Source organism: Pseudoalteromonas sp. SK18 (assembly GCF_001974855.1).
Lineage (GTDB): Bacteria > Pseudomonadota > Gammaproteobacteria > Enterobacterales > Alteromonadaceae > Pseudoalteromonas.
In genome coordinates, this window is record NZ_MTQB01000005.1 from 150,679 (window position 1) to 174,518 (window position 23,840).

The following is a 23,840-nucleotide window of genomic DNA, read 5'->3' on the forward strand; positions in this document are numbered from 1 at the left end:
GGAATGAACCTTACAAGACAGCTTATGTCTTATCTATTTGCTACTTACCTCGGTATTAAGGATTTTAATGAGACTTAAACATTTAGCCTTGGCATCTTTTGCTATTTTGTCTTTAAGCGCTTGTCAGGCTACTACTAAACCCACTGCAATTATTAATGTGCCATTTACTGCACCGCTTGCATCAGATTTTAGAAATGAAATTGCCATTGCACGTTTTTCAGAGCTATTAAACAGAGCAGACTTGAGTACAGAGCAACAAGCAAAGCTCTATTATGACCGTGGAGTACTGTTTGATAGCTTAGGTATGACGACTTTATCGCGAATTGATTTTAATCGAGCGGTTAAGCTCAAGCCCGATTTGGCTGAAGTTTATAACTTTTTAGGTATTCAGCATACTTTGATGCAGCAATACGAAAAAGCATACGAGTACTTTGACTCAGCCATTGAGCTAGACCAAGAGCATGAATATGCGTATTTAAATCGTGGTATTGCCTTGTACTATGGTGATAGAGCGACGCTTGCAAAAGATGACTTTAAAACATTCTTGGAGCGCTCTCCTAACGACCCTTATCGTGTGTTGTGGCTTTATTTAGCCCAAGCGGCACAAGATAAAACTGCGGCACTTGCTGCGTTAAAAGCCAATTCAGCAGCTCTTGATGAAAATGAATGGGCGTATCAGCTTATTGCTTTGTATGTGGGTGATATGAGTGAACAAGCCTTTTTTTCAGGCATAGCCGATGGTGTCAGCTCACAACAAGAATATGCTCAGCGTTTATGTGAGGCTTATTTTTACTTAGCTAAACAGCACCAAGCCGCAGGTGAGCTGGGTATTGCGACTGACTACTTTAGGTTGGCGTTGGCCACGAATGTGCATGAATTTATTGAATATAAGTACGCACGTTTAGAGCTTGAGTTGATGGCCAGTGAAAGCGCTGGCTAACTTTTTTAAATTAAGCGTTTTATTACTGTGCACTAGCTTTATTAGCAGCTCGAGTAATAAACAAAATAGCATTGGCTTTTGGCAAGTATTACATGCCAAAGCCAATGTAATTGACAGTTACTGGCAATTTCCTCGTTACTTTGCAAACCACATTTTGCAATTACCTACCACAGCCTTAGCAACCTTAGCCCGCAATAAAATAGCACATGCTCAATATGGCTATGGGTTGTCATTATTAAGCAATAATCAAACTGAAACGGCTAAGCTATTCTGGCAAGCAAGCTTAGATAAAATAACACTTGCACAACAAGCAAAGCTCGCCGATTTGTTATTCTCTCAAAAACGCTGGCAGGATTTAGCGCTATTAAAAAATCAAAATAAGCTTCCTAAAGGCGATACCTTTTATCACCTGCAATTACAGCAACAAGCACCCATAGAAAAGTTAAGTAAATCATTTATGAATAAGTTAGGGTTTTTGGTTGCAAGCGAGCAAATTGCGATACAAAAGCAGTGTACATTTAATGTGTTAATGCTGAGCGATCACCGTGATGGATTATACAGACTCAATCAATTTCGTAACGCGTACTTAGAAAACCCAGAGCCTAGCCCCAATACCTTTTGTTTTTCAAAACCAGTTTATGTGGGTAATACAATTAGCTGCAATAGTACTGAATCCAAACGTGCGAAGTGCGATTGGCAGCAATCATCGCTTAAAAAGCAGCTTCCCGCTGAGTTTGATTTTGCCGTTATGATGCCCAAACAAGGTACTGCCAATGTAAAAAATGGTTTAATGCATATTAATTCACAGGCTAGCTACGCGGTGTTTTTACATGAATTAATGCACTTTAATGGCTTTGAGGATGAATATGCTTTACCGGTAAAAAAGCAAGCGTGGCTATGTCAGCTTGAGGGGTTGGTTGCCCCCAACTTATTTATTGCAAAAAAGTCAGATGCTCCCAAAGGGTGGCACAAAAGCCAGAGTTGCCAACAAGGTGGTACAGCCTATAAGCCCAGCGCAAAGTGGTCGATTATGCAATATCAGCAGTTAGGGCTATCTGCGCAATACCGCATGTTGTGGCAAACCCACATAGCACTCAATGCTCATTTATTTATTCGCTTTTAGTGATTAAATACTCGGCTGTAAACTGTTCAAAAGCTGAGCTTGTTTTGCCTCAGTTCATTAATTTATAGGCATTTTTGTTTGATTATTATCCCGCTAGTGGCGCTTTCTATAGACAAAAACTGCGTTTATCAGTATAACTGTACGTATTAATGTTGTTAAAAAACAGACATAAAACGTATACCCAAGTCACTTTGGTATTTAATAATAACAAGTAGCGAATTGATAAACTTTATGATTCAAAAAGGCCCTTCATTATGACTTTGCTCTGGATACCCCTGTTATCCTTATTAGGCAGTGTTATTTCTGCATGCACCGGCAAACTTTCTCGAAATCAGGCAACGAGCCTAACGGCTATTGCGCCATTAGCCGCGCTTGCAATTACACTTTATCATGCGCCCGCTGTTCTTGCGGGAGAAACTATTCGTTTTAGCGCGCAGTGGATACCAGCCTTAGGGTTAGATATTTCCTTGCGCTTGGATGGATTGAGTTTACTGTTTTTATTTATGATTTTAGGAATAGGGCTACTGGTGATCTTGTATGCCCGTTATTATCTAAGTCAAAATGATTCACTGCCAAAGCTATTTAGCTATTTAATGTTATTTATGACCGCCATGCTAGGCATTGTTATGTCAAATAATGTAATTCAGTTATGGGTGTTTTGGGAGCTAACGAGTATTAGCTCGTTTTTGTTAATCAGTTACTGGTGGCATAAATCAGAGGCGCGCAAGGGGGCGCGTATGGCATTAGCGGTAACAGGTGCCGGTGGTTTAGCCTTACTGGGTGGTTTAATGTTGTTAGGCGACATTGTTGGCAGTTACGATTTAGACACCATTTTAGCCAGTAAAGCGATTATTCAATCTCACGACTTATATGAATTGGCATTGGTATTAGTTTTACTAGGTGCTTTTACTAAATCTGCACAATTCCCGTTTCATTTTTGGTTACCGCACGCTATGGCTGCACCTACGCCAGTTAGTGCGTATTTACACTCTGCCACTATGGTAAAAGCGGGTATCTTTTTACTTGCGCGTTTTTATCCCGCATTAGCGGGTACCGATACTTGGTTTTTATTAGTCGGTTTGACCGGTTTAACCACGCTATTATTTGGCGCTTATATCGCGTTATTCAAACATGATTTGAAAGGCTTATTAGCCTATTCAACGATTAGTCATTTGGGCTTAATTACGTTATTACTTGGTCTAGATACACAGCTTGCAACCGTTGCCGCTATTTTTCATATTATTAACCATGCGACGTTTAAAGCGTCGTTATTTATGGCAACCGGTATTATTGACCATGAAACCGGTACCCGTGATATGCGCAAACTCAATGGCATGTGGCGCTACTTACCGTATACAGCCACCCTGGCGATGGTCGCTGCTGCCGCTATGGCCGGTGTACCGTTATTAAATGGTTTCTTATCAAAAGAAATGTTCTTTGCTGAAACACTGCATCAGCAAGTACTTGGTTCTATGTCGTGGTTAATTCCGGTGCTGGCAACCGTTGCAGGTGCTTTATCTGTGGCGTATTCATCTCGCTTTATTCATGACGTGTTCTTTAATGGTGAACCGATAGACTTACCACGTACCCCTCATGAGGCGCCACGTTATATGCGTGTGCCAATCGAAATTTTAGTTGTACTGTGTATTTTAGTGGGTATTTTTCCACACTTTGCAGTAGATGGTATTTTATCGGCTGCGTCATTGGCGGTGCTTGGCCAAGCTATGCCTGAGTACAAGCTAACTATTTGGCATGGTTTCAATTTACCATTACTGATGAGCGGTATGGCGGTGATTGGTGGTTTATTTATTTACGTTAATCGTAAGTACTTGTTTCAATTTCAAGCATCTCTGCCACCTTTTAATGCGAAAAAAATATTCGAGCGCTTTTTAGCGGTTGTTGTTAATTGGTGTCAAAACAAAATCCAATCAACTGAAAACGGCTCATTACAACGCTATGTATTTATTATGTTAGGCGTTGTATTACTTGCCTCAGGTTGGCCATTATTTGAAATGAAACAGCTAGCTGGCAGTGTGCCTAATACACCGGTTGACATTCAAAACGCAATTGGTGCAGGGCTACTCATAATAGGCGCAATTGCTACCGTTATTTGGCATCGAATTCGAATGGTGTCGTTATTAATGCTGTCGATTGTGGGTTTAATGGTGTCTGTAGCGTTTACCCGTTTTTCAGCGCCTGACTTGGCTTTAACGCAACTTACAGTTGAAGTAGCCACTATTATACTATTAATGTTGGCACTGTTTTTCTTACCACAAAGTACGCCGAGAGAATCTAGCTCGTTGCGCATTTTACGTGATGTGGTTATTTCCTCTACCGTAGGGGTGATTATTGCTAGTATTTGTTACGCTTTACTGACTCGACCGCTTGATTCAATTTCTGAGTTCTTTATTGCTAACGCCAAAATAGGCGGTGGTGGTACTAACGTGGTTAACGTTATTTTGGTTGATTTCAGGGGCTTTGACACCTTAGGCGAAATTACCGTGTTAGGTATTGCTGCACTAGGTATATTTAAACTGCTATCAAGAATTCCACTTTATATGCCTGCAAGCGATAGTGAAGGGCGTCCATGGTCTAAAGATCGTCATCCTATTTTATTGGCTTGTATTTCACAAAGCTTACTGCCATTAGCGTTATTAGTGTCAGCTTATATATTCTTACGTGGTCACAACTTACCTGGTGGTGGGTTTATAGCTGGTCTCGTAACCTCTATAGCCTTTATTTTACAATATATGGCACATGGTACTGCGTGGATAAATGAACGCTTTGATGTTAACTATCGCAAAATTATTGCATCAGGCATTGCTATCGCCATGTTCACAGGTGTGGGAAGTTGGTTCTTTGACAAGCCATTTTTAACTACCTGGTTTGATTACTTTGATATTCCGTTTGTTGGTAAAACAGAGCTTGCCAGCGCCATTGTATTTGATTTGGGCGTGTACTTAACCGTTGTTGGCGCTACGCTGATGATCCTTGCGAGCTTAGGTAATATGACAGCGAACGCAGAGAAAGAAGAGGTAAATATTTAATGGAACTGTTATACGCATCTTGCGTTGGCGTGCTAGTCACCTGTGGCGTGTTCTTATTATTAAGAGCGCGCACATTCCCTGTGGTATTGGGGCTGACAATGATTTCTTACGCGGTTAATTTGTTTTTATTCTCATCAGGGCGCTTAACAATTAATAAAGCCGTGGTACTAGGAACGGGCGCTGATTATGCCGATCCGCTGCCACAAGCCTTAGTGTTAACAGCCATTGTAATTGGCTTTGCGATGACTGCGTTTGTGGTTATTTTATCTATTCGTGGCCGAGCAGATTTAGGTAACGATCACGTTGATGGCAGCCTAACCAGAAGTAAACGCAAGGAGAGAAAATGATTCAGCATTTAGCATCTTTGCCTATTTTACTGCCAATGTTAGCAGCAATTATTTTGTTGCTTCCACCGTGTGGCAAAAGTTTATTTGCACGTCGATTAACGTCTAGTTTAATGGCTATTTTAACCTTTGCAGTCACGGTATTACTGCTGGTTCAGGTTAAAGATAACGGTATTATTGTTTATGCAATAGGTAACTGGTCTGCACCATTTGGTATTGTACTGGTTGCAGATATGCTCTCGACCTTGTTAGTTACCTTAACCGCCTTTTTGGGTGTTGGCGTGGCTTTATATGGCTGTGCTGGTGATGATGAACAAGGTAGCTTTTTCCATCCTTTAATCCATTTTTTGATATTAGGGGTAAATGGTGCATTTTTAACGGGCGATTTATTTAACGTCTTTGTATTTTTTGAAGTGTTATTAATTGCCTCTTATGCGCTATTAATGCACGGTGGCGGCAAGCCCAAAACGCGCGCAGCGCTGCATTATGTTATTTTAAATTTAGTCGGTTCAAGCGTGTTTTTAATTGGTTTAGGTATTTTATACGGAGTATTAGGTACTTTAAATATTGCAGATATGGCTAATAAAGTACCGCAGCTAACCGGTGACGATGTTTATTTAGCAAAAGCAGGCGGATTACTATTACTCGTTGTATTTGCACTTAAAAGTGCATTATTACCATTGCATTTATGGTTACCAAACGCCTATGCAAGTGCTACACCTGTGGTTGCCGCACTCTTTGCGATTATGACCAAAGTCGGTGTTTACGCAACCTTACGTGTATATACGGTGATTTTTGGTGAACAAGCAGGCGAACTTGAACATATGGCGCAGTCTTGGTTATGGGCACTGGCTATTGCCACCATAGTGATTGGTGCAATAGGGGTGTTAGCCTCACAAGATTTACGCAAGCTTACCGCTAATTTAGTACTTGTCTCTGTGGGGACCTTAGTGGCATTAGTGGCATTACAAAACATAAATGCCACCGCTGCATTGCTTTATTATTTAGTGCATTCAACGTTAGTGACTGCGGCGTTATTTTTACTCGCTGATTTAATTGCAACACAACGGGGTAAAGCTGGCGACCGACTAGTCGGTGGGCGAGCAGTAAAACAACCATTCTTATTGGGGGCATGTTTTATTATTGCCGGTTTAACCGTCATTGGTATGCCACCATTTTCGGGCTTTGTTGGCAAAATTTGGATTTTAAAAACCACATTAAATAGTGAGCAAGCACTGGTGTTTTGGCCTGTTTACTTAATTATGAGCCTAGCGCTTATTGTGGCTATATCACGTGCGGGTACAAGTTTGTTTTGGGAACGTAAAGACAAAACAGGTGATGCTAGCGATGTTGCTAATGCCCATCCGCTACAAGTAACCGTGTTAGTTGGTTTATTAGTAAGCTCAATACTACTGGTTGTTTTTGGTGACGTGGCAACACAATACGCACTCGAAGCGGCAGCACAACTTCACGATATTAGTGGTGGTATTAATGCGGTACTTAAGGGAGGTATGTAATGCGCTTACAAGCTCGTTTTCGTTGGTTACCTACGCCGTTTCGTAGTCTGTTTTTATTTATAGTATGGCTATTATTAAATAACAGTGTGTCGGTAGGGCATATTATATTAGGAGCGATATTAGCATTGTTAATACCGTTATTTAGTATGTCATTTAGAGATCCGCAACCGCTGATACTAAAGCCTGGGCTGGCATTTAAGCAGTTACTGATCGTACTTTACGATATTATTGTGGCTAATTTGCAAGTAGCATTATTAATTCTAGGCCCTTCAAAAAATCTGCGTCCAGGCTTTGTTAAAGTGCCTATAGATCTAATGCATGAAATGCCAATTACTATTTTAGCCAGCTGTGTGTCTTTAACGCCGGGTACGGTAAGTGCCGAGGTTTACCCGCTGATTAAATCGCTTAATGAAGACGATGAACCGGTACAGCGATATTTATTAATTCACGTGTTAGATTTAGATGATGAGCAAGCGCTTATTAAACAAATTAAAGCACGTTACGAAGCTCCCCTAAAGGAGATATTTCAATGTTAGATACAGTATTACTGATTGTTTTTTCAATGGTTGGATTGTCGTTATTACTTAATCTATGGCGACTTATTATTGGCCCATCAGTTCCAGATCGTATTTTAGCGCTAGATACTATGTACATTAACGTGATTGCACTGATTATTTTATACAGTATTAGTATGGGTACGGGGTTGTACTTTGAAGCAGCCTTACTTATTGCCATGCTTGGGTTTATAAGTACGGTAGCAGTATGTAAGTATTTACTTCGTGGCGACATAATTGAGTAAGGTATTAAAATGATAAGTGAATGGATCGTATCAATATTGCTGCTGTTAGGTGGGTTATTTATTTTAATTGGCTCAATTGGCTTAATTAAATTACCTGACTTTTTTATGCGTTTACATGGGCCAACGAAAGCGACGACTTTAGGTATGGCGAGTATTCTTACCGCTGCTATGGTATTTTTTGCTAATTCAGTCAGTGGCTTAAGTGTAAAAGAAATATTAATCACTATATTTTTATTAATCACTGCACCTATCAGTGGCTACATGCTGATTAAAACCGCAATTCATCATAAGCTTAAAGCCAAAGAGGGAACAAAAGGACTCGATAATATCGAAAAAGATTAGCTTTGAGCACAAACGATTAAAAGCCGAATAAACGTGTGTTATTCGGCTTTTTTGTTTTTTGCTTGTCCCCATTTACAACACTTGTTGAACATGTAAGTATGACGCTAATTCAAATACAAAAGGATATTAATATGGGTAAGGTAATACTGCTTTCACTTTTAATTTTTTCAACTAACTTATATGCAGCGCAAACTGCCAAACAGCAAAAAATTGACGAGCTGGTAGAGGTGATGAACATGGACGCCATGGTTGACTCTATGTATGCGCAAGTTGAGGGCATGATGCAAAATATGTCGGTGCAAATGGGCGTAAAGCCAGATGAGAAAGCAATTTTCGACAAGTATTATGCTGATATGACCGAGGTATTAAAAACAAAAATGAGCTGGCAAAAAATGCAGCCGATGATGATTAACCTCTACGATAAACAGTTTACTGAACAAGAAATTAGCGACATGCTGGCTTTTTATAAGACTGAATCAGGGCAGGCCATTTTAAAAAAAATGCCACAGGTAATGCAAGAATCAATGCAAATGTCGCAGGCTTTAGTGCAAGACGCAATGCCTGAAATTCAAGCTATTGCTGGTGAGCTTGGTGAAGCACTTAAACAATCGCGAAGCGAAGTAAACTAAGCAAGTAACCCTCAAATTTAGCAGTCATTCTATGGTGGCTGCGCTTATCTTTACTTTCTTCCCCCACCCCAGTCGTGTGTTTAATTAATTGTTGACCTATGTGTCACACATAGGTTTATCATGTTGTCATTAAATAACCAGAGGTTTAATGATGTACGTAAAGCAATTAGCTAAAACACTGGGGGTAACCCAAGACACGGTGCGCCATTACACGCGAATAAAACTGCTTAATCCTATTCGTAGTCAGCACAATGGTTATCAAGTGTATACCGCAGCGGATCAGCAACGTTTAAAGTTTATTATTAGTGCCCGTCAACTTGGTTTTTCAATAAAAGATATTCAACAAATTATTGCACAGTCAGAGCAAGGGCAGTGTCCTTGTCCGCTAACACGACAATTAATAGCAAAGCGACTAGAGGAAACAGAGCAGCACTTTCAAGAAACACTTAAATTACGCACGCGAATGCAAGCGGCGGTTAAACAGTGGGATAAATCGCCTGATGGGGCTGTAAGTGCCGATATATGTAGCTTAATAGAGACCTTTGTTGATCCGATCTCTGAAGTTAAAAATACTAAGGAAGCGTTATGAGTAATGAATCCACCACGCAAAACTTTATGATTGAAGGCGCAAATTGCGGTAGTTGCGTAGCTAAAATAGAGAAAGCGCTGAAAAATGTAAAGGGTGCACAGCGCGTTGAAATGAACTTTGCCGATCGAACTGTGCAAGTAGAAGGTTGTGCAAAGGCTAAGCAGCTAATGCAGGCTGTCGCCGAAATAGGCTATCAAGCTAAACCTATGAATAGTGACTCTCAGCAAGACGCCCTAGATGAAAAAGCCGAAGCTGATAACGCGCACTACAAAAAGCTCATGCGCAATATGGTATTGGCATTAGGTTTGGGTGCGCCATTAATGCTTTATGGTTTAATTTTTGATATGAGTGTCACCACCCAAACTCAGCGCATTGGCTGGTTTATTGTTGGAGTGATGACGTTGGTGGTAATGGCTGTGTCGGGTAAGCAGTTTTATACTGGCGCGTGGCAGTCATTTAAAAATCATACAGCGAATATGGATACTTTGATTGCGCTTGGTACGGGTACAGCCTGGCTATATTCAATGGTGGTGGTGATCATGCCAAGTATATTACCTGAGGTGGCTAGACACGTTTATTTTGAAGCCTCAGCGATGATCATAGGCTTAATTAGTCTTGGCTTAGCTTTTGAAGTAAAGGCGCGAGGGCGCACCTCTGAGGCGATTAAACGCTTAATTGGTTTACAACCTAAAACTGCACGAGTGATCCGTGATAACCAAGAGCAAGATATCGCTATAAGCCAAGTTGTAAAAGGCGATGTGGTTCGTGTGCGCCCTGGTGAGAAAATTTCAGTCGATGGAGATGTCATCGAAGGCAGTAGTACACTAGATGAATCAATGCTCACTGGTGAACCTATGCCAGTTAATAAAGGTGAGGGCGATAAGGTTGTTGCTGGTAGTATAAATAAAAGTGGTACTTTGTTGTTTAAAGCAACTCATATTGGCAGTGAAACCACCTTAGCGAACATTATTAATATGGTTAAACGTGCGCAAAACTCTAAGCCTTCAATTGGGCGCTTAGCCGATGTTATTTCAGGTATATTTGTACCTACAGTGATGATTATTGCGGTGCTAGCAGGTTTAGCATGGCTTAACTTTGGCCCACAGCCAAGCATTGCTTATGCGGTTGTTGCAATAACCACGGTTTTAATCATTGCTTGCCCGTGTGCGCTGGGTTTAGCTACACCGATGTCAATTATGGTCGGCATAGGTAAAGCTGCTCAGTCGGGTATACTCATTCGTAACGGTGAAGCGCTGCAAACTACAGCTAAAATAACCACCATGATCTTAGATAAAACGGGCACTATAACTGCCGGTAAACCAACCGTGACAGATGTGGTCACGTTCAACCAAAGCGACAGCACCGAGGTGCTAAAGTTAGCAGCCAGCCTTGAAAGTGGTTCTGAACATCCATTAGCCGAAGCGATTGTTAATTTCGCTAAAAATAAAAACATCACCCTTGAAAAAGTCAGTGATTTTAATGCTGTGACCGGACAAGGTGTGCTTGGTACTATTAATGAGCAAAACCTGTTGTTTGGCAATCAGGCGCTGATGAAAAGCCACAGTATAGATATTGCAAAGGCAATACCGCAGGCGGAGCAGCTTGCTAGCACTGCTAAAACGCCGATGTACTTTGCTATTGGCAATCAATTACATGCCATAATTGCGGTTGCCGACCCAATAAAAGAAGATTCAGCTGAAGCTATTAAACGCTTACAAAATAAAGGTATTCAGGTGGTTATGCTGACAGGCGATAACCAAGCGACCGCTAAAGCCGTTGCCAGCAAAGTCGGTATTACAGACTTTATAGCGCAAGTAATGCCAGATGATAAAGCCAGTGAAGTGACTAAGCGCCAATCTCAAGGTGAAATTGTAGGCATGACTGGCGATGGTATAAATGATGCGCCAGCGTTGGCACAAGCCGATGTTGGATTTGCCATTGGCACTGGTACAGATGTAGCTATTGAAAGTGCGGATATAACGCTGATGCGAGGCTCGCTTCATGGCCTTGCAGATGCGATAGCTGTAAGTGGTGCAACCATAACTAATATAAAGCAAAATTTGTTTGGTGCGTTTATTTATAACATTGCAGGTATTCCGGTTGCTGCAGGGCTGTTGTATCCGTTTTTTGGTTTACTACTAAACCCAGTCGTAGCAGGGGCGGCAATGGCTTTGTCATCGCTTACGGTGGTTACTAATGCCAACCGATTACGTTATTTTAAACCGAGTAAATCGTAATTTTCTTTGGGGGTCTTCATTATGTTATTAATTAATTTATTAGGCGTTTTACTTATTGTCGCTATTATTTATTGGTTTTGGTGGTATGAGCCAAATAAAGTAAACAGTGATAGCAATCAAATAACCATTACGGTGAGTAACGGCGTGTATTCACCAGCGTATATTAAGGTGGCAGCGAATACGCCTCTGACTCTGAACTTTAATCGACAAGACAGTTCTCCTTGCGCTGAAACAGTGATTTTCCCCACCCTTGAACTCAGTGAAACGCTAAGCATGGGTGAAAATGCACCTATTGAGATACCTGCGCTTGATGCCGGCGAATATGCCTTTCATTGCCAAATGCAAATGTATAAAGGTAAGTTATTGGTTTATTGATAAAACTAAACGTGTCTCTGATACGTATGCTCAAGCAGAAAATATAAAAGGTGTAGTATGAATAAATTAAATCCTAAAAAACTGCTCAATAGCAAGTGGACTGCCATCCCAGCTATTAATAAAGAAAAGCACTTTATTATTGTTGAGGTAGAATTTGATGAAGACGCTAATGTGATTGAATGTATCACTGAAGCGGTGATGTCAAAAAATCAATATCCTATTCAGTGGCGCGACTTAAAAGACGAACAAAGATGGCGCCAAGGCTGGAAGTGACCGCTTGTACTCATGCCCAAATAAGTGGGTATGAGTGATATCAAATTAGTATCCCGCACGAGATTCATTCCTTACTTTTAGTATTTATTCGCCATACGGCGACAAATCCTTATTTTTTCCTTCCCCGTTAAAAAATAAATTTATATTTTTCTAAAAATTCATTTAAGTTATTTATTTTCAATTTGTTATCTATTTAATTTAACCTGTTTAATTTCGCGTTGTTAATTTGTTCAGTGGCGATTTATTCCTATAGCGGCTCAGTCTTGTTGTTTTGAGTTTAATTAGAGATAGGTGTGTCTTTTTTAGGAGGTTTAACTTATTGAATTTTAAAGGGTATCTTTTTAGTTAAAAGTAGCTGTTGCAAAAGAGCAACAAAATACGAGGTGTTTTTAAGTAAAAATCACATTTTTATTTTTAACTTATTGTTTATAAATGAAAAAATAAACATGGCATCGAAGTTGTAATAGCTAAGCTGTATTTAGCAAAAAGTGATTAAGCTTAACGCTTAACCTTACAACCCAATGAAGGAATTACGTTATGACAACATTTAAATCAACACTGGTATTAATGGCACTTGCTTCTTCATCTGTGGCGTTTGCTGCAACAGATTTTGACACACTGGATGTGGATGGTAATGGCGCAATAAGCCAAGCTGAAGCATCAGTAGATGCCTCACTTATGAGTAAGTTTACAGAGCTTGATACGGATAAAAACGGCGAGCTTTCTAAAGCAGAATTTTCTAAGGCTTAAAAGGCCAATGCTCAACGCTATTACATATTCTGAGTTGCCAAAGACAACCTAAATAGGCAAGGGAGCCTATGAAAGAGAATAACTAGGATGTACGGTTGTAGCGTTGAGTTAATTAATTTATACCCAAACATTGCATACTTTGAAGGATTAATATTATGAAAAAATTACAGTCAACTCTTGTACTTATGGCACTTGCTTCTTCATCTGCAGTATTTGCCAGCACAGACTTTGAAACTCTTGATGTAGATGGTAGTGGCGCAATTAGCCAAGCTGAAGCATCGGTTGCGGCCGAACTTATGGAGCAGTTTGCAGAGCTGGACGTAGATGGCAATGGTGAACTTTCTAAAGACGAATTTTCAGCATACTAACTTTATAATTCCCTAAGGATCTTTGAAAAGGATTTCTTACCCACTTTTTTATTAAGCTAAGGATTTATTATGAAAACATTTACTAAAACGCTTACTAAAACGCTTGCTTTAATTGCACTTGCTTCGTCTTCAGCGGCTTTTGCAGGGGGGGATTTTGATTCATTCGATACAGATGGTGATGGCGTGATCAGCCAGTCTGAAGCACAAGCTAATTCGCAACTAGCTAAATTATTTGATGACTTAGATGTTGACGGGAACGGTGAATTATCTAAACAAGAATTTGCCAAAGTTCAGTAACAAACACGCACAATCTTTAACGATACAGATAAAAGCAGCCGAATAATTTCTCGGCTGCTTTTTTATTTACTTATCTTCTAAACGTTTGGCTTTAAAGTCAGATTCATTTATCCACTTAGGCCAATCGCCATTATTGGCAAGTTGACTAGCTATATCTATAACCAGCTCGATATCCTGTTTTGCACCAGCTAATGACCATGCTTCTGAATAGTCGTCGGCTTCTTTATGGTATTTATGACTGATGTAGTCAGGATCGGTATCACCTAAGCTCATAAACAGTAAACTTGGCACGCCTTGTTTAGCGAGTGAGAAATGATCTGATCTAAAAAACAATCCATTTTGTGGGCGAGGATCCATTTTTACCACGCGTCCTTGTGCTTTAGCCGCGCTTGCTAAGTAATGCTCCATTTCGGATAGGTTGCTACCGTATTGCAAAATATAATCGGTTTCATCGAGTACGTTCATACCATCGATATTTAATAATCCGACCATTTTTTTGGTGGCAATCATGTTCCCATTGGCAAATTCTTCTGAGCCAATTAGACCTGTTTCTTCGGCAGTAAAGTTAGCAAACAGGATTGAGCGCTTAAACGGCTTTTGCTGATGCATCTTGCTCATAATGCGAGCAATTTCAAGTGTTGCTGCGGTGCCTGAAGCATTATCGACTGCGCCATTGTAAATTTTAGGCCCGTTGTCGGTTTGTTTAGTACCAAAATGATCCCAATGAGCACTAATAATAACGTATTCGTCAGGGGTTTCACTGCCTGTAATTTTTGCAACCACATTATGTGATTTAGCGTGTGACACTTCATTTTTAAATGCAAGGTTCGCCTTTAGGTTCAATTCTTTAGCTTGAAATTGCTTACTCAATGCGTGTTGTTTTAATTGTTGATAATTTAAGTTTGCCGATGTAAATACTTGCTCAGCGGCATCAAGTGTTAACCAGCCCATAACCGGTAGTTCAGATGCGTTAAGATTGTTATCCATCAAGCTATATTTAGTGCCCGTGTTTGAGCTTTCAACCACGCCCCATGGATATGCGGCTGGGGCTGTTTCGTGAACAATAAATACTGCTTTTGCACCTTGGCGTGCGGCTTCTTCATATTTATAAGTCCAGCGGCCATAGTAAGTCATGGCATTGCCTGTAAATAGTGTATCGTCTTGGGTGGCAAAGCCCGGATCGTTCACCAGCACAATAACGGTTTTATCGGTTACATCAACATTGGCATAGTCGTTCCAGTTATATTCTGGCGCGTTAATCCCATAACCAACAAACACAATATCGCTATTACGGACATCAATAATCGGCTTTAACTGCTTTGTACGGGCGGTGAAGTCTTTACCTGCAGTAAAGCTAAGCTCTCCCATAGTTAATTGCATATTTTGATCTGCAGTTAGCATGGCCATTTTAACTGGCTGTAAATATTTCCCTTGATACGCGCCAGATAACCCCATAGCTTGGTATTGCTCACTTAAATAACCAACGGTTTTAACTTCACCTAAGGTAAGGGGGCCGCGTCCTTCAAAGTCATCTGATGCTAAGGTTTTAATATGTTGTTTAAGATTGTTTAAACTAACGCCAGGAGTGTTTTCAAGAGATGAAGCTGGCATTGTAGGCTCAGAGCAACCCGTTAGTGCAATAGCTAAAAAAAGTGCAGTGATTTTTATATAAGACATAACTACTTAAAATAATAATTTTTTTCGACTATAACCCCAAGTAACCGGTAAATGCGAATTTTTATCTCTTTTAACCTTATTTTTATGTCGCTTACCTCTTCATCTATTTACCCGTTCATCGCCTTTAGGTAAGTTAAAACAATAACAAAAGGGATAAAGCAATGAAGCAATTTAATCGTCGAGACTTTTTAAAAGCAGCCAGTGTTGCCGCAGCTGCAGGTGTAGTGAGTGGTTGTGCATCAAGTGGAAGTGCTAATGCAAGCGCACCAAAACAGCAAGGGCGCAGCGTTATTGGTTTAGTCGCGCCTAAAATGGATGTGGTTAGAGTGGGCTTTATTGGTGTAGGTCAGCGCGGTTATGGACATGTAAAGCGCATGAGCCATATTGAAGGTGCGCAAATAGTCGCTATTTGTGACACGCACACTGAGGTGCTAGAGCGAGCTGCCAATTATTTAGTTGATAAAGGGGTAGCTAAGCCGGCGTTATATACTGGCAGTGAGCGGGCCTATCAACAAATGCTTGAACGACAAGACATAGATATAGTCATTATTTCTACTCCTTGGGCATGGCATGCACCTATGGCTATCGATACTATGAACAGCGCAAAACATGCTTTTGTTGAAGTGCCCTTGGCACTGACTGTTGACGAAATGTGGCAGATTGTAGATACCGCCGAACGTACTCAAAAAAATTGTATGATGATGGAAAATGTGAATTACGGTCGCGACGAGTTAATGGTATTAAACATGGTGCGCCAAGGTGTATTTGGGGAGCTGTTACATGTCGAAGCGGCCTATATTCATGAGCTTCGTTGGCAAATGAAAGAGCTTGAGCACAAAACAGGCTCATGGCGAACGCAATGGCATGCAAAACGTGATGGTAACTTATATCCTACGCATGGATTAGGGCCGGTATCGCAATATATGAATATAAACCGTGGCGATAGGTTTGATTTTTTAACTTCAATGAGCTCACCTTCGCTGGGTAGAAGTGCCTATGCGCAACGTGAATTTGCAGCGGATCATTCTCGTAATCAGCTTAATTATATTGCCGGTGATATGAACACGACACTGATTAAAACTCTCAAAGGGCGCAGTATTATGGTACAGCACGATACAACAACCCCTCGGCCATACTCTCGACATAATTTAATCCAAGGCACGAATGGGGTGTTTGCCGGTTTCCCTAATCGTATTGCACTTGAAAATGGTGGTTCTAAAAGTTTTCATGAATGGGATTATGATATGAGCGCATGGTATGAGCAGTACGATCATCCCCTATGGATTAAAATGGGTGAAGAAGCACAGCGCAATGGTGGCCACGGGGGGATGGACTTTTTAATGTTTTGGCGGATGATTTACTGTTTAAGAAATGGCGAGCCGCTGGATCAGGACGTTTACGATGGCGCAGCATGGTCGGTTATTTCACCGTTATCAGCCCAGTCTGTGAGTGAGCGTAGCCGCTCAATTGATATTCCCGACTTTACTCGCGGTGCATGGCAAACAGCAAAGCCTTTAGGCATTGTAAGCTAAGGTTTATAGCAGGCACAAAAAAAGAGCGCATGCGCTCTTTTTTATTTAACAGCTTATTACAATAGGGATCAGCTACTTCTTACATATACTTTTAATTTAAGCTTTTGTCCTGGCTGTAAGTATTTTTGCCCAGCAAGGTTATTCCATTTAATAATATCGCTCACTGTTAAATTAAACTTAGACGCAATACGCGCTAAAGAATCACCTCGGCGTACTTTGTAGGTAATAGTACGATTAGTGTTATTCGCCGATTCTTTAGGTTGGTTCGCTGACTTATAAACAACCAACTTTTGATTTAAGCGCAGTACTGCATTTTTCTTCAGCTTATTCCACTTAGCTAATTCACTCATCGTTACATCGTATTCGCGGCTAATATCCCAAAGGGTATCGCCACTTTTTACCGTATGAGAAAGTTTAGTGCGTAAACTTTTATTAGCAGCGGCACGCACTTGCTGAGGCAAATGTTCACTATTAATTTTACCATCAGTGAGTGGCACTAAAATTTGTTGACCCACACGAATTACGTTTGAGTTAAGCTTATTTAATGACCTAATTGCGCTGATACTAGTGGTAAATTTATCTGCAATCACCGACAAGCTATCGCCACGTTTGACCTTATATTGCTGCCAGCGAAGACGGTTTTTAATCGCTGTCGCGGTGAGCTTTTCAGTGAATTGCTCTACTTTATCGGTAGGAAGTAATAAAAAGTGTGGGCCATCAGGATCGGTTGCCCAGCGGTTAAATCCTGGGTTTAATCGATATAGCTCGGTGAGGGTCATGTCGGCCATATCCGCAGCCAATGCTAAATCTATTTGTGACTCAATATTAACCACTTCAACCACTTGCGCGTTAATAATAGGCTTCCACGACACATTAAAATCATCTGCACGTTTGAGCAAATCAGCCAAGGCCAATAATTTAGGCACGTAGGCGGTGGTTTCACGAGGCAAATCTAGCGACCAAAAATCGGTAGGTAAATGCTTTTTACGATTCTTTTTAATCGCTCGCAGCAAGCGGCCTTCACCTGAGTTATAGGCGGCAATTGCGTTTAGCCAATCACCTTCAAGGGTTTTGTGCAAGTACGAAAGATAATCAAGCGCTGCGCGAGTAGATTGAACAATATCGCGACGACCGTCATACCACCAGTTTTGTTTTAAATCGAAACGCTCACCAGTTGCAGGCATAAATTGCCAAATACCCGATGCAGTTCGGTGCGAATAGCCATAAGGGTCGAACGCACTTTCTACAATGGGTAAAAGTGCAATTTCGATAGGCATTTCACGCTTTTCAATTTCTTCAACAATAAAATGTAAATACGGCTCAGCACGTTTAGAAATACGATCTAGGTAAGCCTGATGACGTGCATAATAATTTCGTTCAGCGACCACAGGGCGGTTTTGTGGAATATCTATAGATAATTGGTAACGAATACGCTCCCAAACATCGTCAAACACGGGGGCTTCTTCTTCGATGTCGTTTACTTGTTGATATTGCGCATTCATCATTAATGCAGTGCTAATATCATTTGGGCTAGCGCCTTCAAGCTGGTTTTGGGCTTGATCTTGTGAATCTGTGTTTAACGTTGTCAGTGTTTGACAACCGCTTAGCGTCATCGCTAAGACCAATAAAAGAGGAGATTTATTCATAAATACCAATACATAGGGTAAAAAACTCGGCGAATACTACCCATAATGAGTAAACATTGCCACTTATGAGCGTTAAAAGTTCCAAACAAATATGATTAGAAAATGTTAACTTATTGTTTATTAACTAATCGTTTTATTATTGTTGTTGCTAGAGCCTGTTTAGCCTTAAAAGGTCCAACAGGCCTTAATTTAAAAATTGTCTTTGAACTTTCTCAGACTAGCAAAGTTTTCCCAAGGTTCATTGTTTTTTGTAACTAAACAATATTCTTTTGGTAATGACTCTGTAATATTGGGTAAATTGCTACGCATAAATGGGTTTATTTTCAGCTCTTGGCCTATGGTGCTTGGCAAGCTTATTTCATCGTCTTTACGTAACTTATCCACTTGCTCGCTGTAAGCGAGTAATTCAGGGTTTCGTGGCTCAACCGCTTTTGCAAAGGCCAAGTTTGCCTGGGTGTATTCGTGGGTGCAATATACTTTGCAATCACTTGGCAGCGCACGCAACTTATTAAATGAGTGCCACATTTGCTCTGGACTGCCTTCAAATAAGCGCCCACAACCGCCACTAAACAGGGTGTCGCCAGTAAAGGCCAGTGCATCATTTATATAGCAAATATGGTCTAGAGTGTGCCCTGGTGTTGCTATAATCTCAAATGGAATACTTAATACGCTAACTGTGTCACCTTCATTTAAAGGCGTTGTTATTCCCTCAAATGGGCTATTACTAGGGCCATAAACTGCAATGTTTGGGTACTGCTTTACTAATTGAGCCACACCATCGGTATGATCATAATGATGATGGGTAATTAAAATACCGCCAAGGGTTAAGTTATGCTGTGCTAAATGCTCTAAAACTGGCGCTGATTGTCCTGGGTCAACCACCCACGCTTGGTTATTCTGCTCGGTGGTTAAGCACCAAATGTAGTTATCAGAAAAGGCTTTAATTGCTTTGACTTGCACCATGTATCGTTGCTCTATAAAGTGGTATTTAATTAATATTATAACGAGCTTATATAATGAAACCAGCCCTTAGTTTTCAAGAAGGCCCCAAACCGTTGTCATGGCAGCAGTTTCCGCATGGTGATTATTTACGTTGTGATATAGAACGCAAATTATCGCCGTGGTTACCGCGTATGTTTGGCTATCATATGCTTAAATTGGGTAACTTAAGTGCTGAACTCGATACCAGCAAAAGCTCTATTAAGCATCAAGTATGCGTTGCAGAGCTTGGCCCATACACGGGGGTGGTTGCCGATATAGATGAACTGCCTTTTTACGAGCATAGTATAGATGCCTGCATTATGAGCCATTGTTTAGAGTATCACTCAGATCCACATCATATTTTACGTGAGGCTCATCGAACCCTTATTCCAGGCGGTTATATCGCCATTACGGGTTTTAATCCGTTTAGCTTTTGTGGGTTAGCGCAGTTACTGCCGTTTAGCCGTCAAAAATTACCGTGGACAGGGCGCTTTTTTACTCCTGCACGGGTAAAAGACTGGCTAAATTTACTTGGATTTGAAATTGTGGCCGATGAGCGTTTTATTTATTCGTCGTTGGCGCGCGGTAATCGCTTATCGCGGTTTGCATTTTGGCGCAGCTTTACCAAACAGTATTTAAAACCTATGGGCAGTGTGTATATGCTGGTGGCACGAAAACGAGTTGCGCCACTTACGCCAATCAAACCTAAGTGGCATGCTCGTCCACAATTTGCGCCAATAAAAGGGGTAGGGCTTAGGCAGACCTCAAAACAGCATTATCAGCAAAATAAAAAATAGCATGATGTAGAGGGTTACGGTTGGTAACCTTCATCATCGAGTAAGTCGCTGCCGCTGGCTGCATCACGAGCAAGGTCGTCAACAATTTCGTTATATTTGTGGCCACTGTGGCCTTTTACCCATTTCCAGGTAACGTCGTGCTCGGCACAGGCTTTGTCGAGACGTTTCCATAAATCGACATTCTTAACCGGCTTTTTGGCCGAGGTTTGCCAACCGCGTTTTTTCCAATTGGTGATCCACGATTCAATACCCTGCTTAACATATTGGCTATCGGTAGTTAGGGTTACAGGGCAAGAACGATTAAGAGATTCTAGCGCCACAATGGCTGCCAGCATTTCCATACGGTTGTTGGTTGTAAGCTTGTAGCCTTGGCTTAATTTTTTTTCATGGGCTTCATAAATCATAAAAATACCATAACCACCGGGGCCTGGATTACCTAAACACGAACCATCGGTGTAAATCTCTACGGTTTTTTGCACTGTTTTACCTTGATATTATGTACAATAAAGTGATTATAGAAAGATACCAGAGTCAGGCTTAATTCGATATGGCACGCAGACAAATAGTTTTAGATACAGAAACCACCGGCATCGACCCTAAACAAGGGCACCGTATCATTGAGATCGGCTGTGTGGAGCTTATGAATCGTCGGTTAACCGGCAATAATTTTCACGTTTACATTAATCCGCAGCGCAGCATTGAAGAAGAAGCAATCGATGTTCACGGTATTACTAATGAATTTTTACGCGATAAACCGCTTTATCGTGATATTGCCCAAGAGTTTTTTGACTATATTAAAGGGGCTGAGTTAGTCATTCATAATGCGCCGTTCGATATTGGCCATATGGATAATGAATTTGCGTTATTAAACCAAGGCTATCAAAACACCCATAGTTTTTGTGGTGTGCTTGATACCCTTAAAATGGCGCGTGACTTGCATCCAGGGCAAAAGAACAACCTAGATGCACTTTGTCGCCGCTACGATGTTGATAACACTAAGCGGACGTTACACGGTGCCTTACTGGATTCTGAAATTTTAGCCGATGTTTACCTGGCAATGACCGGGGGGCAAGTAAAGCTAAACCTAAATCAAAACAAAGATGACTCGAGTGAAGATCAAAAAGGCGGTATTAGGCGTTTAAACAGCGACAGAGCACCTTTGGTAGTTATAGCAGCTAGCGAGGCAGAGCAAAGCGCACATCAAACGCGTTTAGACATTGTACAGAAGGAGGGCGGCCATTGTTTATGGCGCGCTGAATAGGGCATTATTATGAAAACGCTATTAGTAGTTTCACTGCTTTTAATCGCCGTGTGTTTCTCCCCCGATGCACACAGCGTAAAGCAAGTTGAAGAGTTAAAAGGCAGCGGTAAACAAAATGAAATCCCGTTACTGGATAACCGTTTTCGTGTTGATGACAAAATTGATGAAATAAAATTAATATTCTTTAGACGCCCAGGATCGCCTGCCGTTATTTTAGTAAGACCCGATGGCACTAAATACTTTGCTATTAATGCGGTGAGAAACACCAGCCTTGATTGGTACGACGAATTAAATTATGACTTAGTAGTTATTCGTAATCCCATGCCTGGGCCGTGGCAAGTTATTGGCCAAATAATGCCAGAGAGCCGCATTGTTGTTATTGGTGAGTTATCGCTTAAAGTTGAGCCACTGCCTAAAATTCTTTTTCAGGGTGAAACTGTAAAAATAACCGGAGAGATTTTAAATGATGGCGAGCCGATTCGTGCCAACCTATTTAAAGATGCGGTCTCGCTTAATGTGAGCTTTGTGAGCACCAATAATGAGAACTTTGAAAACTTTGGTGCAGGCATACAACAAGTAACTGAATTCAAAGATGATGGCTACGGGTTCGATGAAAGCGCTAAAGACGGTGTGTTTACCGGTGAGTTTACTTTAAATTTCACACCTGGCGAGTGGCGCCCTGAGCTTTATATTACCACTGATGTATTAGAGAGGCGGGTGGTTCAAGATCCTATTGTTGTGCATGAGCCGCCTTTCAGCTTTACCTCCGTTGAAGCAACCGAAGAGGGGGATGATCATCGCATTACCATCAATATTGATGATAAGCTTTTAAAACCTGATACGGTGATCATGCAAGGTAAAATTTATTATCCCAATGGTGAAGAGCAGGTATTTTACTTAGATAGCAACAGCACTACTGCTAGAGAGCTGGCTTTACAAGATTATGGTTGGGGGCGCTACAACATCGAAATCTCTGTTTTTGGCTCAACAATCAATGACCGAGAGTTTATGGCCACATTACCAACCTATTTATTTGAAATAGAAAGACCGATAGAAGTGATTCCAGAAATTCCAGTTGCCAGTGTTAGCGAACCAGAAATTATTCCTGTGCCAGTTGTAAAACCAAAAGTAATGTCCACGGGATTAATGGTTAGTTTAATTGTTGGTGGAAATTTGGCCATTTTATTTATAGGTTGGTTATGTATTCGTGTTTTTGTGCAGAACAAACCATTAAAACTTAAATTGAATTTAGCTTTTTTAAATAAAAAGAAAGCTGTTGAGTCAAAAAAAGCTGAACAGCAAAAATCAGATGATTCAGAAAGTAGCTCAAAAAATGACAAATCAGGTGGAATTTTAAACCTTTCGATGTCAGATGACTAAAAAACCTGTAAAAAAACAAAAAAGCCCTTGACGAAGCAGGGGCTGGTTCGTATTATTCACGCCGCTGTCAGGGGAGACTCAGACAGAAACGAAAATGCGGAGTGGTAGTTCAGTTGGTTAGAATACCGGCCTGTCACGCCGGGGGTCGCGGGTTCGAGTCCCGTCCACTCCGCCAATTTTCGACAATTTGTAAGTATGCGCTGGAGTGGTAGTTCAGTTGGTTAGAATACCGGCCTGTCACGCCGGGGGTCGCGGGTTCGAGTCCCGTCCACTCCGCCAACACTTACACAACATATGGTTGTAAAACATATTCTTATTATGGAGTGGTAGTTCAGTTGGTTAGAATACCGGCCTGTCACGCCGGGGGTCGCGGGTTCGAGTCCCGTCCACTCCGCCAATAAGAAAAAATAACAGTTTAAATACGCGCTGGAGTGGTAGTTCAGTTGGTTAGAATACCGGCCTGTCACGCCGGGGGTCGCGGGTTCGAGTCCCGTCCACTCCGCCAACTATTTAAACACTGTTATATTACAAAATTTGTATGCTGGAGTGGTAGTTCAGTTGGTTAGAATACCGGCCTGTCACGCCGGGGGTCGCGGGTTCGAGTCCCGTCCACTCCGCCAACAAATTAAGTAATGACAAGTAAAAGATATCTCTGCGGAGTGGTAGTTCAGTTGGTTAGAATACCGGCCTGTCACGCCGGGGGTCGCGGGTTCGAGTCCCGTCCACTCCGCCATTTGATATCGTAACAAAATTAGTAAGTGCATTACCCCATGCACATACCACTGCGGAGTGGTAGTTCAGTTGGTTAGAATACCGGCCTGTCACGCCGGGGGTCGCGGGTTCGAGTCCCGTCCACTCCGCCACTTGTTATTTCCTCAATAACAAGCAATAAATAATTTCCTTATTAATAAATCCAAACATAATTTTTTATCAGCT

General features: G+C 41.2%; 24 protein-coding genes and 7 tRNA genes. 27 read left to right on the forward strand and 4 right to left on the reverse strand.

Features of this window, described 5'->3' with window-relative positions; genetic code table 11:
- The first annotated feature begins 67 nt into the window (after window positions 1-67).
- The 16 genes from nlpI (at window position 68) to BW139_RS06015 (ending at window position 13,630) form a co-directional block, all read left to right on the forward strand.
- Window positions 68-940 (forward strand): lipoprotein NlpI, encoded by an 873-nt coding sequence (nlpI, locus tag BW139_RS05940; protein WP_008114554.1) that lies wholly within the window; start codon window positions 68-70, stop codon window positions 938-940.
- A complete protein-coding gene (locus BW139_RS05945; protein ID WP_076919009.1) occupies window positions 924-2,063 on the forward strand; it encodes a hypothetical protein in 1,140 nt (379 codons plus the stop codon). Before nlpI ends, BW139_RS05945 begins: the two co-directional genes overlap by 17 nt.
- A 254-nt stretch (window positions 2,064-2,317) precedes the next feature.
- Window positions 2,318-5,110: a monovalent cation/H+ antiporter subunit A gene (locus BW139_RS05950; protein WP_008114559.1), complete on the forward strand. Its 2,793-nt coding sequence runs from the start codon at window positions 2,318-2,320 to the stop codon at window positions 5,108-5,110.
- Complete coding sequence (locus BW139_RS05955) at window positions 5,110-5,457, forward strand: Na+/H+ antiporter subunit C (RefSeq protein ID WP_008114561.1); 348 nt, start codon at window positions 5,110-5,112, stop codon at window positions 5,455-5,457. The genes BW139_RS05950 and BW139_RS05955 overlap by 1 nt, the downstream gene beginning before the upstream one ends.
- The gene (locus BW139_RS05960; protein ID WP_076919011.1) at window positions 5,454-6,971 is read left to right on the forward strand and encodes a monovalent cation/H+ antiporter subunit D; all 1,518 of its coding nucleotides are present in this window, start codon (window positions 5,454-5,456) and stop codon (window positions 6,969-6,971) included. Before BW139_RS05955 ends, BW139_RS05960 begins: the two co-directional genes overlap by 4 nt.
- Complete coding sequence (locus BW139_RS05965) at window positions 6,971-7,507, forward strand: Na+/H+ antiporter subunit E (protein WP_008467136.1); 537 nt, start codon at window positions 6,971-6,973, stop codon at window positions 7,505-7,507. The genes BW139_RS05960 and BW139_RS05965 overlap by 1 nt, the downstream gene beginning before the upstream one ends.
- Complete coding sequence (locus BW139_RS05970; RefSeq protein ID WP_008114565.1) at window positions 7,501-7,770, forward strand: K+/H+ antiporter subunit F; 270 nt, start codon at window positions 7,501-7,503, stop codon at window positions 7,768-7,770. The genes BW139_RS05965 and BW139_RS05970 overlap by 7 nt, the downstream gene beginning before the upstream one ends.
- Before the next feature lie 9 nt (window positions 7,771-7,779).
- Entirely contained in the window at window positions 7,780-8,112 is a 333-nt protein-coding gene (locus BW139_RS05975; RefSeq protein WP_008114566.1) for a Na+/H+ antiporter subunit G, read from the forward strand.
- A 131-nt stretch (window positions 8,113-8,243) separates the two neighbouring features.
- Window positions 8,244-8,741, forward strand: a complete 498-nt coding sequence (locus tag BW139_RS05980; RefSeq protein WP_008114567.1) for a DUF2059 domain-containing protein — start codon at window positions 8,244-8,246, stop codon at window positions 8,739-8,741.
- A gap of 151 nt (window positions 8,742-8,892) precedes the next feature.
- Window positions 8,893-9,330: a MerR family transcriptional regulator gene (locus tag BW139_RS05985; RefSeq protein ID WP_008114568.1), complete on the forward strand. Its 438-nt coding sequence runs from the start codon at window positions 8,893-8,895 to the stop codon at window positions 9,328-9,330.
- Window positions 9,327-11,567 carry a heavy metal translocating P-type ATPase gene (locus BW139_RS05990; RefSeq protein ID WP_076919012.1) on the forward strand — a complete coding sequence of 747 codons (2,241 nt, stop codon included), beginning with the start codon at window positions 9,327-9,329 and terminating at the stop codon, window positions 11,565-11,567. The genes BW139_RS05985 and BW139_RS05990 overlap by 4 nt, the downstream gene beginning before the upstream one ends.
- A 21-nt stretch (window positions 11,568-11,588) precedes the next feature.
- On the forward strand, window positions 11,589-11,942 hold the full coding sequence (locus tag BW139_RS05995; RefSeq protein WP_076919014.1) for a cupredoxin domain-containing protein: 354 nt from the start codon (window positions 11,589-11,591) through the stop codon (window positions 11,940-11,942).
- 57 nt (window positions 11,943-11,999) lie between these two features.
- The gene (locus BW139_RS06000) at window positions 12,000-12,215 is read left to right on the forward strand and encodes a TIGR02450 family Trp-rich protein (protein ID WP_010391412.1); all 216 of its coding nucleotides are present in this window, start codon (window positions 12,000-12,002) and stop codon (window positions 12,213-12,215) included.
- 537 nt (window positions 12,216-12,752) lie between these two features.
- The gene (locus BW139_RS06005) at window positions 12,753-12,965 is read left to right on the forward strand and encodes an EF-hand domain-containing protein (RefSeq protein WP_010391413.1); all 213 of its coding nucleotides are present in this window, start codon (window positions 12,753-12,755) and stop codon (window positions 12,963-12,965) included.
- A 155-nt stretch (window positions 12,966-13,120) separates the two neighbouring features.
- The gene (locus BW139_RS06010) at window positions 13,121-13,333 is read left to right on the forward strand and encodes a calmodulin (protein ID WP_010391414.1); all 213 of its coding nucleotides are present in this window, start codon (window positions 13,121-13,123) and stop codon (window positions 13,331-13,333) included.
- A gap of 69 nt (window positions 13,334-13,402) precedes the next feature.
- Entirely contained in the window at window positions 13,403-13,630 is a 228-nt protein-coding gene (locus BW139_RS06015) for a calmodulin (RefSeq protein ID WP_076919016.1), read from the forward strand.
- A gap of 66 nt (window positions 13,631-13,696) precedes the next feature.
- On the opposite strand, the gene BW139_RS06020 is transcribed toward BW139_RS06015, so the two are convergent.
- Window positions 13,697-15,307 carry a M28 family metallopeptidase gene (locus BW139_RS06020; protein ID WP_076919019.1) on the reverse strand — a complete coding sequence of 537 codons (1,611 nt, stop codon included), beginning with the start codon at window positions 15,305-15,307 and terminating at the stop codon, window positions 13,697-13,699.
- A gap of 161 nt (window positions 15,308-15,468) precedes the next feature.
- Between BW139_RS06020 and BW139_RS06025 the strand changes: the two genes are divergently transcribed.
- Window positions 15,469-16,839 (forward strand): Gfo/Idh/MocA family protein, encoded by a 1,371-nt coding sequence (locus BW139_RS06025; RefSeq protein ID WP_076919021.1) that lies wholly within the window; start codon window positions 15,469-15,471, stop codon window positions 16,837-16,839.
- Between the two features lie 68 nt (window positions 16,840-16,907).
- Here the strand turns inward: BW139_RS06025 and BW139_RS06030 are convergent, their stop codons facing one another.
- Both BW139_RS06030 and gloB read right to left on the reverse strand, forming a co-directional pair.
- On the reverse strand, window positions 16,908-18,485 hold the full coding sequence (locus BW139_RS06030) for a LysM peptidoglycan-binding domain-containing protein (protein WP_076919023.1): 1,578 nt from the start codon (window positions 18,483-18,485) through the stop codon (window positions 16,908-16,910).
- A 189-nt stretch (window positions 18,486-18,674) separates the two neighbouring features.
- On the reverse strand, window positions 18,675-19,448 hold the full coding sequence (gene gloB / locus BW139_RS06035; protein ID WP_076919024.1) for a hydroxyacylglutathione hydrolase: 774 nt from the start codon (window positions 19,446-19,448) through the stop codon (window positions 18,675-18,677).
- A gap of 53 nt (window positions 19,449-19,501) precedes the next feature.
- Here gloB and BW139_RS06040 point away from each other — a divergent pair, with 53 nt between their 5' ends.
- Complete coding sequence (locus BW139_RS06040; protein WP_076919026.1) at window positions 19,502-20,263, forward strand: class I SAM-dependent methyltransferase; 762 nt, start codon at window positions 19,502-19,504, stop codon at window positions 20,261-20,263.
- Between the two features lie 14 nt (window positions 20,264-20,277).
- Here BW139_RS06040 and rnhA read toward each other — a convergent pair whose 3' ends face one another.
- Complete coding sequence (rnhA, locus tag BW139_RS06045) at window positions 20,278-20,742, reverse strand: ribonuclease HI (RefSeq protein ID WP_008114594.1); 465 nt, start codon at window positions 20,740-20,742, stop codon at window positions 20,278-20,280.
- 68 nt (window positions 20,743-20,810) lie between these two features.
- Here rnhA and dnaQ point away from each other — a divergent pair, with 68 nt between their 5' ends.
- From dnaQ to BW139_RS06090, 9 genes are all read left to right on the forward strand, one after another.
- Window positions 20,811-21,524, forward strand: coding sequence for a DNA polymerase III subunit epsilon (gene dnaQ, locus BW139_RS06050; protein WP_076919028.1), 714 nt, complete (start codon window positions 20,811-20,813; stop codon window positions 21,522-21,524).
- A gap of 9 nt (window positions 21,525-21,533) precedes the next feature.
- Window positions 21,534-22,904 carry a TIGR03503 family protein gene (locus BW139_RS06055; RefSeq protein ID WP_076919029.1) on the forward strand — a complete coding sequence of 457 codons (1,371 nt, stop codon included), beginning with the start codon at window positions 21,534-21,536 and terminating at the stop codon, window positions 22,902-22,904.
- Window positions 22,905-23,002: 98 nt separating this feature from the next.
- Window positions 23,003-23,079 (forward strand) — tRNA-Asp (locus BW139_RS06060).
- Window positions 23,080-23,106: 27 nt separating this feature from the next.
- A tRNA-Asp gene (locus BW139_RS06065) sits at window positions 23,107-23,183 on the forward strand.
- 41 nt (window positions 23,184-23,224) lie between these two features.
- Window positions 23,225-23,301, forward strand: a tRNA-Asp gene (locus BW139_RS06070).
- Window positions 23,302-23,332: 31 nt separating this feature from the next.
- A tRNA-Asp gene (locus BW139_RS06075) sits at window positions 23,333-23,409 on the forward strand.
- A gap of 38 nt (window positions 23,410-23,447) precedes the next feature.
- A tRNA-Asp gene (locus BW139_RS06080) sits at window positions 23,448-23,524 on the forward strand.
- Window positions 23,525-23,560: 36 nt separating this feature from the next.
- Window positions 23,561-23,637 (forward strand) — tRNA-Asp (locus tag BW139_RS06085).
- A gap of 53 nt (window positions 23,638-23,690) precedes the next feature.
- A tRNA-Asp gene (locus BW139_RS06090) sits at window positions 23,691-23,767 on the forward strand.
- The last annotated feature ends 73 nt before the right edge of the window (window positions 23,768-23,840 follow it).